We start from the raw sequence: 14,139 nt of genomic DNA, 5'->3' as shown, positions 1-14,139 counted from the left end.
CTGGTGTCATGGCCCCCGCCGGGCGGGCGCCAGGGTGCTTCAGGCAAGGACTTAGTAGCCGCGACCGGTGTTGCCAGTCGTACCGGTAGTGCCGGTAGTGCCGGTGGTGCCGGTGGTGCCGGTGGTGCCGGTGGTGCCGGTACTACCGCTGGTGCCGGTCGCGCCCTCGGTCGTGCTGCTGGAACCGGTGCTGCCGCTCGTGCCGCTCGAGCCGCTGGTGCCAGTGCCGGTGCCGGTGCCCACGTCGCCGGTCGTGCCGGTGCCGGTGCCGGTGCCAGTTCCGGTCCCAGTTCCGGTACCGGTAGCGCCCGAACCGGTCGTACCACTGGTGCCGGTGCCCATGGTGCCGGACGAACCGGTGGCGCTGCTACCCGACGAGCCGGTCGTCCCGCTGGTGCCGCTCGACCCGCTGGTGCCGCTCGACGAATCCATGGCGCCCGCCGTTCCCGACGCGCCGCTGGTGCTGTCGGAATGCTTCTTGCTGTGCTTCTTGTCCTTCTTGTCCTTCTTGTGGGAGCTGCCGGTCGCGCTCGAGGACGAGCTGCCGCTGCTTTGATCGGTCATGCTGCTGCCGCTCTGGCTGCCGGTCGCGGTGCTGCCGGTCTGGTCAGCGGTGCTGCTCGACTGAGCATGCACGGCGGTGGCGCTGAACATGGCGGCGGCGACGGATGCGCCCAACATGCCTTTGAGTAGCTTATTCATCTTCATGTCGATCTCCTAATAATGAACTTCGGGGGCTAAAACTCAACAATATCAATGAGATAATTGTGAGAGGGGCAGAGTTTAGAGAGACCTTCACGATTGAAGCGCACGGTAGCCCAACAGAAATATGTAACAATTCCTACCGAAGAGTTGACAATGCGGCCTGCGCGGCCAGGGTTCCGAGCTCGGTATATAGGGTCAGTACGTTGCTTTTATCGTCAGGATAGACCCGGTTCGACAGGAATACGTAGAAGGTCTTCGAGGCCGGATCGATCCACAGGATGCACCCGGTAAAGCCCGTATGACCGTAGCTGCCGACCGGAAACACCGTGCCGCGCGGGCGCTGCGCGTAGGGCGAATCGATGTCCATGCCCATGCCGCGCAAGGCCGCGATGCCGGGCGGCGATTGCACCGTCGTCAGCAGGCGTACGCTGTCCCTGGACAACACCCGTACACCGTCCAGCTCGCCGCTGTTCAGGAGCATGCGCGCGAAGCGGGCGATATCGCGCGCGGTCGAGAACACGCCGGCCGAACCCGCCACGCCGCCGATGCGGCGCACGGTCGGATCGTGCACCACGCCGCGCAGCAGCTGTCCCGGCGCCAGGTCGCCATGCAGGGCGGCGTCGGCGGCGCCCTTCTGGGTCGGCGCGATCGCGGCGGCGCCGGTCCGCGCCAGCGGCAGGTAGCCGGTGTCGCGCATGCGCAAGGGCCCGAAGATGCGGCGCTGCGCGAATTCGTCCAGCGGCATGCCCGAGACCTTGCGCACCAGCTGGCCCAGCAGGATGTAGTTGATGTCCGAATAGCGGAAGAAGGTGCCGGGCGCATGGGTCACCTGTTGCGCGCAGGCGAGTTCATGCGCGGCCGCGTCGCCGCTCCAGCCCGGCCGTGCCGGCAGGCCCGCGGGCAGGCCCGAGGAATGGGTCAGCAGGTGGCGCACCGTGATTGCTTCCTTGCCTCCTCCCTTGCATTCGGGGAAATAACGCAGCAGCGGCGCCTCGAGGTCGATGCGGCCCTCTTCGGCCAGCATCAGCACCGCGGGCGCGGTGGAGATCACCTTGCTCAGCGATGCCGCATCGAAGATGGTGTCGGGTGTGACGGCGGCCGCGTCCGGCTCGTAGCTGAGCCTGCCAAAACCGCGCTCATGCACGGCGCCCTCGCGCTCCATCCGCAGCACCGCACCCGGCAGCTTGCGCGCCGCCACCGCGTTGTCCAGCACCCCGTCGAGCGCGGCCAGGCGCGCGCGATCGAACTGGCGTTCATCCCGCATGGCGGACGGCTCCTGCGGCGGCAGATGGGTACAGCCGGCGGCCAGCGCCGCCAGCAGGGCGGCGGAGACGAGACGGCGTGAGGGTGCGGGGAAACGGAATCGGGACATGGCGGGCTCGCAGGCAGGTCGACGGGCCGGGCGTGCCCGGCTTGGTTTTCCGGGCATCATAAGGATGGGCATTCCCAGGGTCAATGTTTACATCCTGAGGAGCGGCTCTGCCGTTTTTGGGCCGGCCCGCACGCGAAAAAACGCATCGGCGTATCATGCCTTTCATGATCCCTTTCTCGATACTCGACCTTTCGCCCATCGCTGAAGGCAGCGATGCGGCCACTTCCTTCCACCGCTCCCTCGACCTCGCCCAGCATGGCGAGCGCTGGGGCTACAACCGTTTCTGGCTGGCGGAACACCATGGCATGCCGGGCATCGCCAGCGCCGCCACCGCGGTCCTGATCGGCCATGTCGCGGCCGGCACCTCGCGCATCCGCGTGGGCGCCGGCGGCATCATGCTGCCCAACCATTCGCCGCTCGTGATCGCCGAGCAGTTCGGCACCCTCGAGTCGCTCTTCCCCGGCCGCATCGACCTGGGCCTGGGCCGCGCGCCCGGCTCCGACCACGTGACGGCGCGCGCCCTGCGCCGCAACCTGGCCTCGGATGCCGACGAGTTCCCGCAGGACGTGGTGGAACTGATGGATTATTTTGCCGGATCGCCGCGCCGCCAGGTGCGCGCGGTGCCGGGCGCGGGCCTGGATGTGCCGCTGTGGATCCTCGGCTCCAGCCTGTTCGGCGCCCAGCTTGCCGCCCAGCTCGGCCTGCCCTATGCGTTCGCCTCGCACTTCGCGCCGCAGGTGATGCTACAGGCGATCGAACTGTACCGCGCCAACTTCCGCCCGTCGACCCGGCTCGACAAACCTTACGTGATGCTCGGCTTTAACGTGTTCGCCGCCGACAGCGATGACGAGGCGAAGTTCCTCGCTACCTCGATGCAGCAGGCCTTCGTCAACCTGCGCAGCGGCCGCCCGACCAGGCTGAAGCCGCCGGTGCACGGCTATCTCGAGGCGCTGGACTTACCGGAGCGCATGATGCTCGACAGCGTGCTGTCGTGCTCGGCCATCGGTTCGCCGTCCACCGTGAAGGCCCAGCTGCACGCCTTCATCGAGCGCACCAGGCCGGACGAGCTGATGATCACCTCGCAGGTCTACGAGCACGCGGCGCGCCTGCGATCCTACGAGATCACGGCCGAGATCCAGCGCGCCGGCTGAGGTCTTTCAGGCGTCGCCGGTGCCGGCTTGCAGCATGTCGATCAGGGTGCGCGTCGAGCGCACCCGTCCCATGCGCGGGAAAATGCTGCGGCAGGCGAACTGGTGGGCGTCGGCCTCGATGCCGCTCATCGCATCCTCGGCGAACACCAGCGCATAGCCAAGGTCGAACGCGGCGCGCGCCGTCGATTCGACGCCGAAATTCGTGACGATGCCGCCCAGTAGCAGCGTGTCGATGCGGCGCCGGCGCAGCACCAGGTCGAGTTCGGTGCCATGGAACGCGCCCCACTGGCGCTTGGCGATGACGATGTCGGTGGCTTCGACGCCGGCCTGCGGCGCCAGCCGCGAGGCATCGTACAGGGCCGCCGGCGCGCCCGGCGGACGCAGCGGCATGTCGGCCGGCGGCGTGGGCAGCTCGTTGACGAGCACGTGCACGTAGATGACCATCGCGCCGCGGTTGCGCATTTCCTGCGCCAGCAGGACGCAGTTGCCGACCACCTTCTCGGCGCTGTGCGGGGCGAGGTCGCGGGATACGTTACTGTTCTGCAGGTCGATCAGGACCAGCGCCGTGCGCGCCAGGTCCAGGGATAGTTCGTCCATGGTTGTCCTCCTGAGCGAAGTATTCCTGAATCCGGGGGGCGTTGGCGCACGGGCGGTGCGGTGCGCATGGGGTTCGTGGGTGAGCGGCGAGGCTGGCGGGAACAATGCCGATGACATCGTTCCCGCCTTCGCAGGGATCCGGGTTTGCATGCACACCGACCACGCATCCAGCCGGCGGCACACGCCTTACTGCACCGGATTGCCGTCCGTATCGATCTTGCGCACTTCCCCCAGGTTGAGCGCCCGAATGCCCTGCTCCACCTTGCTCATATCCCCCACCACCACCCACACCAGCCGGTCCGGCGTGAAGCTCCTCCCCGCCAGCGCATTGGCCTGCTCCGGCGTCAGCGCCAAGGCCTTCTCCGTGAAGGTATCGTAGTAATCCTCCGGCAAGCCATACTGCAGGATGGTCGAGTAAGCCGAGGCCAGCTGCCCCGCGGTCTCGAAACTGCCCGGCAGGCGCAGGGTCTTGTTGTTCTGCGCCGCCAGCAGCTCGTCGGCCGCGATCGGACGGCCGCCCGCGATGTCGCGGTACTCGCGCACCAGCTCCTTCAGCGCATCCTCGGTCTTGTCGGTCTGCACCGGCGAGACGCTCATGAAGGGACGCTGGCCGATCGCCGAGGGCAGCGAGCTCGACACGCCATACGACCAGTGCTTGTCTTCGCGCAGGTTCATGTTGATGCGCGAGCTGAAGGTGCCGCCGAACACGTCGTTGACCACCTCGAGCGGCACCGCCTCCGGGCTGTTGCGCGGCGGGGCCAGCTGGGCGCCGACGATCACGCTCTGCAGCGCGCCCGGCCGGTCGACCAGGTACACCAGGCTCTTCTCGGGCGGCGCGACGGTGGCGATCACCTTCTTCGGCACCTCGCCCGGCTTCCAGGCGGCGAACGCCTTCTCCAGCAGCGGCTTGACCTCCTCCAGCGTGGTGTCGCCCACCACCAGCAGGGTCGCGTTGTTCGGCTTGAACCAGGTGGCGTGGTACTTCGCCAGGTCGGCGCGGGTCATGCGCTTGACCGATTCCTCGGTGCCGCTGCCGGTGAGCGGATGGGCGTAGACGTGCTCCTTGCCGTACAACAGGGGCGGCAGCACGCGCAGCGCGGTCATCTGCGGCACCGATTTCTCGCGCTGGATCGCGGCCAGGCGGTCCTGCTGCAGGCGCGCGAACTCGTTCTGCGGGAAGGCCGGATGCAGGATCAGGTCCGAGTACACCGACAGCGCCTGCGGCATCGTCGCCTTCAGCGTGTTCATGCTGACGAAGGCGCTATCGAGGTTGGTGCCGGTGCCGAAGCTGGCGCCCAGGCCTTCGAGTTCCTCGCCGATCTCCAGCGACTTGCGGGTCGGCGTGCCTTCTTCGAGCATGCGCAGGGCCAGGCTGGCCACGCCCGGCATGGCGGGCGCGTCGGACGCGTAGCCGCTGTCGACCAGCAGCTGGAAGTTGACCACCGGCGCTTCATGGCGCTCGGCCAGCACCACCTTCAGGCCGTTCGACAGGGTCGCCTTCTGCATCGGCGGCAGCTTGAGCGACATCGGCTTGCCCGGCAAGGGCTCCTTGCTGCGGTCGATGCCCTGGGTGGCCGCCAGGCCGGTCGGGAAGGGATCGACCTGCAGGATGAAATCGCCGTCGCGCAGCCAGTCGTTCATCGCCTTCTTCACCGAGGCCGGGGTCGCGTCCTTGATGCGCTGCAGGTAGACCTTGTAGCAGTCCGGATTGCCGGTATAGGTGGTGCACGATGCCAGCAGGTCGCTCTTGCCGCCGAAGCCGCCGACGCGCTCGATCAGGCGCGTGTACTGGGCCAGGAACGCGGTCTTGGCCAGGCGCAGCTCGGCCTCGCTCGGGCCGTTCTTCAACAGGGCGCGCAGCTCCTCGTCCGCCGCCTGCTCCATCTTCTTCACGTCGGCGCCGGGACGCGCGGTCAGGGTGATGTCGAACTGGCCGGCGATCTCGGACGAGGAGTCGCTCGCCGTGGCGCTGGTGGCCAGCTGGTCCTTGTAGACCAGGCGCTTGTACAGGCGCGAGGTCTTGCCGCCGCCCAGCACGTGGGCCGCCAGGTCGAGCTGCACTTCTTCCGGCGTATGCGCGCCCGGCACGTTCCAGGTGCGGTAGATGCGGGTCTGCGGCACCCGGTCCTGGACCGTGGTGCGGTGCGTGCCGCTGCGCTTGGCGATCCAGGCCTCGTGCCTGGCCAGCGGCGGGCCCGGCGGAATGTGGCCGTAGTACTGCTCGACCTTCTGGCGCGCCACCTCGGGCGTGATGTCGCCCGACAGCACCAGCACCGTGTTGTTCGGGCCGTAGTTGGACTTGAACCAGTCCTGCACGTCGGTCATCTTGGCCGCGTCCAGGTCTTCCATCTTGCCGATCACGGTCCAGGAATACGGGTGGCCGACCGGGTAGGTATTCGTCACCAGCAGCTCGTAGGCCACGCCGTAGGGCTGGTTCTCGCGCTGGCGCTTTTCGTTCTGCACCACGCCGCGCTGCAGGTCGAGCTTCTTCTGGTCCACCGTGCCCAGCAGGTGGCCCATGCGGTCGCTCTCGGCGAACAGCGCATAGTCGAGCATCGAGGTCGGCACGTTCTGGAAGTAGTTGGTGCGGTCCTGGTTGGTGGTGCCGTTCAGGTCGGTCGCGCCGATGCGCTCCATCGCGTTCAGGTAGGTCTTGTTGAAGTTGTCGCTGCCGCTGAACATCAGGTGTTCGAACAGGTGCGCGAAGCCGGTCTTGCCCGGCTTTTCATTCTTCGAGCCCACGTGGTACCAGGTGTTGACGGCCACCACCGGGGTCTTGTGGTCCTCGTGCACCAGCACCGTCAGTCCGTTCTTGAGCACGAACCTGGTGTAGGGGATGTGCGGGATCGGAATGTCGGGGGCGGATTGCCTGGCGGCCGGTGCGGCCTGAAGCGTGGATGCGCCGGCGGCCAGCGCAAGCGCTGCGGCCAGTCGGATGCTGCGGCGAACGGATGCTGCCATGCTGCTCCTCCAAAAAGGTCCGGGAAGGACAAGGGAACGGAACGGGACTGGATGCATCGGCGGAGTGCTGGGCCGACGGGCCATTCTAGGCACACTTCAACATTGCAACAAACAAAAACCGCATGGCGGCGCCCGGCGGCGCCAGTCCATGCGTCCTGCATCCTGCTGTCGAGAGCGGGACTATTGCGGCACGATGCGCAGCAGCTTGCCCTTGCTCTCGTCGGTGAGCGCATACAGGTGACCGTCCGGTCCCTGGCGCACGTCGCGCACGCGCTTGCCGATGGACAGGCGTTCCTGCTGCGTCACCCTGCCCTGCGCATCCAGGGCCACGCGCCGGATGTCCTCGCCGGCCAGGCTGCCGCTGAACAGGCTGCCCTGCCATTGCGGGAAGGCCTTGCCGGTGTAATAGGCCAGGCCGGACGGCGCCGGCGACGGCGACCACACGACGATCGGCTGCACCATGCCCGGCACCGTCCTGGTGCCGATCGGTTCGCGCGAGCGGTAGTCCAGCCCGTAGCTCTGCAGCGGCCAGCCGTAGTTCTTGCCGCCTTCGATCAGGTTGATCTCGTCGCCGCCGCGCGGGCCGTGCTCGCTGGCCCAGATGCGGCCGCTTTTCGGATCGATCGCCATGCCCTGGATGTTGCGGTGGCCGTAGCTCCAGATCTCGGGCAGCGCGCCCGCCTTGGCGGCCAGCGGATTGCCCTGGGCCGGCTTGCCGTCGGCGTTCAGGCGCAGGATCGAGCCGTGGTGGCTGCCGAGGTTCTGGGCCTGCTCGCGCGCCAGCATGTTGCCCACGCGCTGGGGCGGATTGCCGCCGTCGCCGATGCTCATCAGGAGCGTGCCGTCCGGCATCCAGAGCAGGCGCGAGCCGAAGTGCTGGCCGCCGCTCTTGCCCGGCGTGACCGAGAACAGGGTCTTGATGCCGTGGACGCGCTTGCCGTCGAAGACGCCCTGCACCAGCAGGGTACGGTTTTCGTCGCTGCTGCCGCTGGCCATGGTCAGGTACACGCGCGCATTGCCCTTGTCGGCCGGATGCACGGCGATGTCGAGCAGGCCGCCCTGGCCGCTGGTGAACAGCGACGGCAGGCCGTCGATGGGAATCTGCTGGAAGCGCTTGCCGTCCAGCAGATGCAGGGTGCCGCCCTTGGCGGTCACCAGCATGCGGCCATCGGCCAGCCAGGCCATGCCCCAGGGTTGATCGATCCCTTCGGCCACGGTTTCGGCACGCCAGCCCTTGGCCGCCGGCGGCTCGTCCACGACCTTGACTTCCTGGGCCATGGCGCCGATGGCGAGCGTTGCGAGCACGGCGGCAAACGCCGTGCTCGTCCCGATGTGGTATCCCTCGAATCGCGACATACGAACATCTCCCAAAAACGGTTGGTAGACTGACATCGTAGCGGATCTGCCGCATTTTGATTCATTTTATCTGCACGATTAGCGCAACAGGCGTATCATGATGAATTAGCGAACCAGCCTAAGGACCCCATCCAATGACTGACCGTCGTTTGTTCCTCAAAAGTTCCCTCCTCCTCGCATCATCCTCCCTCAGCCTCCCAGTTCTTGCCAAATCAGCATCAGCCGTTCCCGGCGAGCGTACTTTGCGTTTGTATAACACGCATACCGGCGAAAGCTTGCGCAGCGTGTTCTGGGCGGAAGGGGAATTCGTGTCGGATGCGTTGAAGGACATCAACAAGGTCATGCGCGATCACCGCACCAACAAGATTGCCGACATCGATCCGCAGCTGCTGCTGCTGGTCGACCAGCTGAACGACAAGCTCGGCAATAACAGGGAATTGCACATCATCTCGGGCTACCGCGCGCCGGAATCGAACGCCAAGCTGCATGCCAACAGCAACGGCGTCGCCAAGCGCAGCATGCACATGGACGGCAAGGCCATCGATATCCGCCTGCCGGGCAAGGACCTGAAGATGCTGCACAAGGCCGCGATGTCCCTGCGTGGCGGCGGCGTCGGCTACTATGCCGACTCCCAGTTCGTCCACATGGATACCGGCCGGGTCCGTTACTGGTAGCACCATGACGCGGCCACTCGTCCGCGTCGTGCTGGGACTGGCCATCGCGGCCGGTCCCGCCTCCTTTCCGGTGACGGCGCTTGCCGACGAGCAAGCCACCGTCACCGTGCGCTCGACCCGCGATCCGGTCGACAAGTCCTACCGCAAGATGATCCGGGGCATGGAACGCTTCGAGCGCGAACGCGCCTTCGCGCCGCAGGCCAGCCTGCGCTTCCAGCTGCTGCCGCGCTCCCCCACCGTCGACATGCACGGCATTACCCTGCGCATCGCCGGCGACAATATCGCCATCTCGGTGCCGGTGGACGCACGCAATACTTTCGTGCTGCCGCGCAACGAGCAGGCGCTGCGCGAAGACGCGGACGTCATTGCCAGCCGCAAGACCACCAGCATGACCTGGCGCGCCCTGATCGTCACCCCCGGCTTGCCGCCCGGCACCCGGCGCCTCGGCGACCTGCGGCTCGAATGCCGGGTCGGCAAGGAAGCCGGGCTGGTGTCCAACAGCTCGCCGCTGTTCGGCTGGATCTCGAACGCCTTCAGCACGGCCGACCAGGTCTGCAACAGTGCGGACGGCAACTACCTGTTCTTTGCCGAGCGTCCCATCTTCGGCGTCACCCTGCGCGCCGGCGAACGCGTGGAAACCTTGCCGTTCAGCATGCTCTACGCGGGCGGCGACATGAGCCGCGCCATGCTCGACTACTGCGACTGCCAGGTCCTGCTCGACCGCACCTATTACGCGCCGATCTGGGACCGCAGCTGGCCCGACGACACCCTGGTCGAGTTCGACTACATGACGGCTTCTCCCGAGGAGGCGCCATGAGCTTGCGCCGCCTGTCGTGCCGCTTCCTGCTCTCCGTCCTGCTGGCCGGCTGCGCCAGCCAGCCCGCGCCCCCGGGCGCCCAGGCGCCCGCCGAGCGGCTGGCGCAGCTGGTCGTTCCGGGCAGTACCACCAGGGCCGAGCTGCTGGCCGCCTTCGGCCCGACGAAACACGTGCGCTTCGACAGCGCGTACGAAGTCTGGGTCTACCAGTCGCCCGCCGGCGGCGGACGTTTTACCGAATTCGTCATCCTGCTCGATCCCTCCGGCGTGGTCAGCAAGACCCGCAGCCGCGCCCCTTCCCTGCCCTAGACACCACGCTTTCTTGTAGTAAAGTTGCATATCTTCATTATTGCCCAGGAAGTCTTATGCAACGCAAGCTTGTCCTCGCGCTGGCGCTGGCGGTCGCCGCCCTGCATCCGGCGCGCGCCGCCGGGCTGTCCCCGGCCGAGCAGCGCATCGTCGAGGAAGTGCGCGCCTGGTCGGGCGCCGCCATCGGCTTGCTCGAACGCAGCGCCCGCATCAATAGCGGCACCATGAACCTGGCCGGCGTGCGCGCCGTCGGCGACGTGTTCCGCAAGGAATTCGACCAGCTCGGCTTCCGCACTGTCTGGCTGGACATGCCGCACGAGATGGGGCGCGCCGGCCACCTGGTCGCGGTGCGCGAAGGCAGGCAGGGCAAGCGCCTGCTGCTGCTCGGCCACCTCGACACCGTCTTCGAAGCCGACAGCACGACGCCGCTGTGGGAGCGCGAAGGCGACTACGCGCGCGGCCAGGGCGTCAGCGACATGAAGGGAGGCAACGTCATCGTGGTGGCCGCCCTGCGCGCCCTGCAGCGCGCGGGCGCGCTCGACGACACGACGATCACCGTGATGTTCACCGGCGACGAAGAGGAAGCCGGCAACCCGAAATCGGTGTCGCGCAAGGACATGGTCGAGCTGGCCAAGCTGAGCGACGTGGCGCTCGGCTTCGAGGGCCTGGTGAGCATCGACGGCCAGCCCGCGGCCACCGTCGGGCGGCGCGCCACCGCCTTCTTCGAACTCGAGGTCAAGGGCCGCCAGGGCCATTCGCAGGGCGTGTTCGGCAACGGCGGCTATGGCGCCGTGTACGAGGCGGCGCGCATCCTCGACGGCTTCCGCCAGCAGGTGGCCGAGCCGGGCCTGACCTTCAATCCGGGCCTGATCCTGGGCGGCACCGATGTCAGCTTCGACGCTGCGAATTCAAAAGGCGCGGCCTTCGGCAAGACCAATGTCATCGCCAACACCGTCACCGTCAAGGGCGACCTGCGCTACCTCGACTATGCGCAGCGCGACCGCGCCCACGCGCGCATGCGCGAGATCGTCGCCCAGAGCCTGCCGGGCGCCAGCGCGAGCATCAGCTTCCGCGATTCGTATCCGCCGATGGCGGTCACACCCGGCAACCTGAGGCTGCTGGAACAGTACTCGCAGGCCAGCAGCGATGCCGGACTGGGCACCATCGGCGCGGTCCCGCCCAGCGCGCGCGGCGCCGGCGACATCCAGTTCGTCGCGCCCCATGTCGACAGCCTCGACGGCCTGGGCGCGAGCGGCGGCGGGGCGCACTCGCCGAACGAGGGGGTCGAACTGGCCTCGATCGAACGCGCCGCGATCCGCACCGCGCTGCTGATCTACCGGCTGACCCGCTGACGCCGGCAAGGCAGGGCTGCCGGGTCCGCTTCCTCAAGCCTGCGGTTCATGCACGTCCGATTCGTCCACCGGCTCTGCGGCAATCTTTTCTTCCGCGAGGGCATGGTCCTCCGCATCGGCCTGCAATCCCTCCTGTTCCTTGCCGCGCGCCTTGTCATAGGTGAGTTCCACCAGCATCGGAAAATGGTCCGAGCCGAAGGACGGGAGCCTCTGGATGTGGGACAGCGTGAAATGCTGGCTGTGGAATAGATGGTCGAGCGGCCAGCGCATGAACCAGTGATCGGCGTGATAGGTATTGAACATGCCGCGCCCGATACGGGGATCGAGCAGGCCGCTGATCTTACGGAACAGCCGCGTCGTCGTGGACCACGCGACGTCGTTCAGGTCGCCCGTGACGATGACCGGCGTATCCAGTTCCGCCACGCTCTTGGCCACGACCAGCAGTTCGGCATCGCGTTCGGTGGATTCGTCGTGCTCGGTAGGACTGGGCGGCGCCGGATGCAGGAAATGGATGCGGACCTTGTGTCCGGACGGCAAGATCACCATCGCGTGCATCGACGGGATATCGTCCTCCACCAGGAACTGGATCGCACTATCCACCAGCGGCAGCCGCGAATACACATGCATGCCATAGAGATTATCGAGCGGACACTTCATCGAAAAAGGATACTCATCCTCGAGCACATCCAGTCTCTCCTGCCACCATGTATCGGTTTCGAGCGTCACGAAGACATGCGGCTTGTGTTCGCGGATCAGGGCGATCAGACCGTCGGCATTCCGGTTCGGGGTCAGCACATTGGCCGTCATGATGCGGATCTGGCGGTCCGGCTCGCTGGTGACGGAATGTTTTACCTCATGGGAAAACACTTTCGTGTAAGGAACAATCCACCAGGTGTGATACAGCAGGCAGACTGCGGTCACGATCATGAGCGTCCGCGCTTCGCTATCCCCGGCGTCAAGAAAAAAAGCTTGTCCAAGCAATGTGCCCACGCACAGGATCGCGATCTGCAGGCGTGGAAAATCCAGGTCGCGTATCCACCATTCCGTGCGTCGCGACAGCGGCAACAGCGTCGCCATGACGATCAGGATGACCAGGGACGTGAAAATGGCAAAATGCATGACAGAAGAGCTCGCTCCAGGCAGTTAGGCATCGCTCACGGGATGCCGTGCGGCTCTAGTATGCACTTTTTGAACACATCGATCTTTACAACTGATGTGCTCGGGCTGAAGCGTGCTGGCGCTTGTCCTCTTTCCGGTGTTCTTCCGAGTGCAGGACTGCCTCGGCAAGCAGCCCATCAGGCGGCGGCCGGCGCACGATTCGATAGTGAATTGTCACCGATCGCTGGCACAATGGATGCCACTAAGCGGCTGCGATGGAGGCGATCATGCTGGTCGGGCGCGTGCGGAGATGGGTGTTGCTCTTTGTGACAATGCTGCTGGCCGCCTGCGGCGGCGGAGGCGGCGATCCGGGACCGGTCGGTCCGGTCACGCCGCCGGTCACCACGGGTACGCTGGCCGTGGTCGCCACCGGCCTGCCGGCCGGGGTCAACGGGTCGCTGCGCGTCACCGGCCCGAACAACTACGTGCAAGACCTGAACCAGTCGCAGACCCTGACCGGCCTGGCGCCCGGCAGCTACAGCCTGGCGGCCGCCTCGGTCACCTCCGGCGGCACCACCTACCAGCCGACCCCGGCTACCCAAAGCGCCGTGGTCAGCGCCGGCGGCAGCGTCACCGCCGCGGTCGCCTATTCCAGCACCACGTTCGCCATCACCCTGACCCAGGTCGTCAGGAACCTCGACAGTCCGACCTATCTCAGCGCGCCGCCCGGCGACACGCGCCTGTTCGTCACCGAACGCGCGGGCCTGGTGCGCATCGTCCAGAACGGCGCCACCCTGACCCTGCCCTTCCTCGACATCAGCGGCCAGGTATCCACCGCCGGCGAAGGCGGCCTGCTGTCGATCGCCTTCGATCCCCAGTTCGCCGGCAACGGCTACTTCTATCTCTATTACACCGACCCGCAGCGCAACATCGTCATCGAGCGCTATACCGTCGGCCCCAACCCGGCCCTGGCCGACCCGACCTCGGGCCTGGTGATCCTGCGCATTCCGCATCCGAACTTCCTGAACCATTTCGGCGGCCAGCTCGTCTTCGGACCGGACGGCTACCTTTACCTGGGCACCGGCGACGGCGGCGGCGGCGGCGATCCGCAGAGCAATGCCCAAGACCTGTCTGTGCTGCTCGGCAAGCTGCTGCGTATCAACGTGGCCGGCGCCACGGTCGCCCAGCCGTATACGATTCCCCTCGACAACCCCTACCGCGGCCAGGCCAACCGCCGTGCCGAGATCTGGGCCGCCGGCCTGCGCAACCCCTGGCGCTTCGCCTTCGACGGCGCCCAGCTCTACCTGTCCGACGTCGGCCAGGACCGGCGCGAGGAAGTCAACATCGCCGGCGCCGCCCAGGGTGGCCTGAACTACGGCTGGAATATCCTGGAGGGCACGCTGTGCTACGGCAGCGCGGCCTGCGACCGCACCGGCCTGACCCTGCCGGCCTTCGAATACGAGCATGGCGCCAACGACGCCAACGGCTGCTCGATCATCGGCGGCTTCGTCTATCGCGGCAGCGCCCTGCCCGAACTGGCCGGACGGTATTTTTATTCCGACCTCTGCCGTGGCTACCTGAAGAGCTTCTTCGCCACCAGCGCCGGCATCGTCGAACAGCGCGACTGGAACATCGGCACGATCGGCCAGGTCCTGTCGTTCGGACAGGACGCGGCCGGCGAACTCTATCTCCTCTCAGCGGCGGGAGTCATCCATAAAATTGGACGGGCTGCCGCGCAATAAGTTTAG

At 66.6% G+C, this 14,139-nt stretch carries 12 protein-coding genes; 6 read left to right on the top strand and 6 right to left on the bottom strand.

Annotated elements, in window-relative coordinates:
• Positions 1-51 precede the first annotated feature (51 nt).
• Both H162_RS0116470 and H162_RS0116465 read right to left on the bottom strand, forming a co-directional pair.
• Positions 52-708: a hypothetical protein gene (locus H162_RS0116470; protein WP_020654586.1), complete on the bottom strand. Its 657-nt coding sequence runs from the start codon at positions 706-708 to the stop codon at positions 52-54.
• Positions 709-841: 133 nt separating this feature from the next.
• Entirely contained in the window at positions 842-2,077 is a 1,236-nt protein-coding gene (locus H162_RS0116465; protein WP_156885651.1) for a serine hydrolase domain-containing protein, read from the bottom strand.
• 164 nt (positions 2,078-2,241) lie between these two features.
• On the opposite strand from H162_RS0116465, the gene H162_RS0116460 reads away from it, so the two are divergent.
• Positions 2,242-3,228 carry an LLM class flavin-dependent oxidoreductase gene (locus H162_RS0116460; protein WP_026354724.1) on the top strand — a complete coding sequence of 329 codons (987 nt, stop codon included), beginning with the start codon at positions 2,242-2,244 and terminating at the stop codon, positions 3,226-3,228.
• A 6-nt stretch (positions 3,229-3,234) separates the two neighbouring features.
• Here H162_RS0116460 and H162_RS0116455 read toward each other — a convergent pair whose 3' ends face one another.
• From H162_RS0116455 to H162_RS0116445, 3 genes are all read right to left on the bottom strand, one after another.
• Complete coding sequence (locus tag H162_RS0116455) at positions 3,235-3,825, bottom strand: isochorismatase family protein (protein WP_020654583.1); 591 nt, start codon at positions 3,823-3,825, stop codon at positions 3,235-3,237.
• A 186-nt stretch (positions 3,826-4,011) separates the two neighbouring features.
• A complete protein-coding gene (locus H162_RS0116450; RefSeq protein WP_020654582.1) occupies positions 4,012-6,786 on the bottom strand; it encodes a M16 family metallopeptidase in 2,775 nt (924 codons plus the stop codon).
• Positions 6,787-6,966: 180 nt separating this feature from the next.
• Positions 6,967-8,142 (bottom strand): PQQ-dependent sugar dehydrogenase, encoded by a 1,176-nt coding sequence (locus H162_RS0116445; RefSeq protein WP_020654581.1) that lies wholly within the window; start codon positions 8,140-8,142, stop codon positions 6,967-6,969.
• A gap of 134 nt (positions 8,143-8,276) precedes the next feature.
• Here H162_RS0116445 and mepK point away from each other — a divergent pair, with 134 nt between their 5' ends.
• Genes mepK through H162_RS0116425 form a run of 4 tightly spaced genes read left to right on the top strand, consistent with a single transcriptional unit; the run spans position 8,277 to position 11,293 of the window.
• Positions 8,277-8,816: a peptidoglycan L,D-endopeptidase MepK gene (mepK, locus tag H162_RS0116440; RefSeq protein ID WP_026354722.1), complete on the top strand. Its 540-nt coding sequence runs from the start codon at positions 8,277-8,279 to the stop codon at positions 8,814-8,816.
• A 4-nt stretch (positions 8,817-8,820) separates the two neighbouring features.
• Positions 8,821-9,633 carry a hypothetical protein gene (locus tag H162_RS0116435; protein ID WP_020654579.1) on the top strand — a complete coding sequence of 271 codons (813 nt, stop codon included), beginning with the start codon at positions 8,821-8,823 and terminating at the stop codon, positions 9,631-9,633.
• Positions 9,630-9,941, top strand: coding sequence for a hypothetical protein (locus H162_RS0116430; protein WP_020654578.1), 312 nt, complete (start codon positions 9,630-9,632; stop codon positions 9,939-9,941). Before H162_RS0116435 ends, H162_RS0116430 begins: the two co-directional genes overlap by 4 nt.
• A 56-nt stretch (positions 9,942-9,997) precedes the next feature.
• On the top strand, positions 9,998-11,293 hold the full coding sequence (locus tag H162_RS0116425; protein WP_020654577.1) for a M20/M25/M40 family metallo-hydrolase: 1,296 nt from the start codon (positions 9,998-10,000) through the stop codon (positions 11,291-11,293).
• Between the two features lie 33 nt (positions 11,294-11,326).
• On the opposite strand, the gene H162_RS0116420 is transcribed toward H162_RS0116425, so the two are convergent.
• A complete protein-coding gene (locus tag H162_RS0116420) occupies positions 11,327-12,412 on the bottom strand; it encodes an endonuclease/exonuclease/phosphatase family protein (RefSeq protein ID WP_020654576.1) in 1,086 nt (361 codons plus the stop codon).
• A 293-nt stretch (positions 12,413-12,705) separates the two neighbouring features.
• Between H162_RS0116420 and H162_RS0116415 the strand changes: the two genes are divergently transcribed.
• Positions 12,706-14,133 (top strand): PQQ-dependent sugar dehydrogenase, encoded by a 1,428-nt coding sequence (locus H162_RS0116415; protein ID WP_229452103.1) that lies wholly within the window; start codon positions 12,706-12,708, stop codon positions 14,131-14,133.
• Positions 14,134-14,139: the final 6 nt, after the last annotated feature.

This window comes from Massilia niastensis DSM 21313 (genome assembly GCF_000382345.1).
In the GTDB taxonomy this organism is placed as follows: Bacteria; Pseudomonadota; Gammaproteobacteria; order Burkholderiales; family Burkholderiaceae_D; genus Telluria; species Telluria niastensis.
Note: the sequence above shows the minus strand (reverse complement) of the source record. Positions and strands in the feature narration are given on the sequence as shown.

Excerpts from the sequence above, each read along its gene's own strand:
- H162_RS0116470 (WP_020654586.1), bottom strand. The coding sequence starts at position 708 with ATGAAGATGAATAAGCTACTCAAAGGCATGTTGGGCGCATCCGTCGCC.
- H162_RS0116465 (WP_156885651.1), bottom strand. The coding sequence starts at position 2,077 with ATGTCCCGATTCCGTTTCCCCGCACCCTCACGCCGTCTCGTCTCCGCC.
- H162_RS0116460 (WP_026354724.1), top strand. The coding sequence starts at position 2,242 with ATGATCCCTTTCTCGATACTCGACCTTTCGCCCATCGCTGAAGGCAGC.
- H162_RS0116455 (WP_020654583.1), bottom strand. The coding sequence starts at position 3,825 with ATGGACGAACTATCCCTGGACCTGGCGCGCACGGCGCTGGTCCTGATC.
- H162_RS0116450 (WP_020654582.1), bottom strand. The coding sequence starts at position 6,786 with ATGGCAGCATCCGTTCGCCGCAGCATCCGACTGGCCGCAGCGCTTGCG.
- H162_RS0116445 (WP_020654581.1), bottom strand. The coding sequence starts at position 8,142 with ATGTCGCGATTCGAGGGATACCACATCGGGACGAGCACGGCGTTTGCC.
- mepK (WP_026354722.1), top strand. The coding sequence starts at position 8,277 with ATGACTGACCGTCGTTTGTTCCTCAAAAGTTCCCTCCTCCTCGCATCA.
- H162_RS0116435 (WP_020654579.1), top strand. The coding sequence starts at position 8,821 with ATGACGCGGCCACTCGTCCGCGTCGTGCTGGGACTGGCCATCGCGGCC.
- H162_RS0116430 (WP_020654578.1), top strand. The coding sequence starts at position 9,630 with ATGAGCTTGCGCCGCCTGTCGTGCCGCTTCCTGCTCTCCGTCCTGCTG.
- H162_RS0116425 (WP_020654577.1), top strand. The coding sequence starts at position 9,998 with ATGCAACGCAAGCTTGTCCTCGCGCTGGCGCTGGCGGTCGCCGCCCTG.
- H162_RS0116420 (WP_020654576.1), bottom strand. The coding sequence starts at position 12,412 with ATGCATTTTGCCATTTTCACGTCCCTGGTCATCCTGATCGTCATGGCG.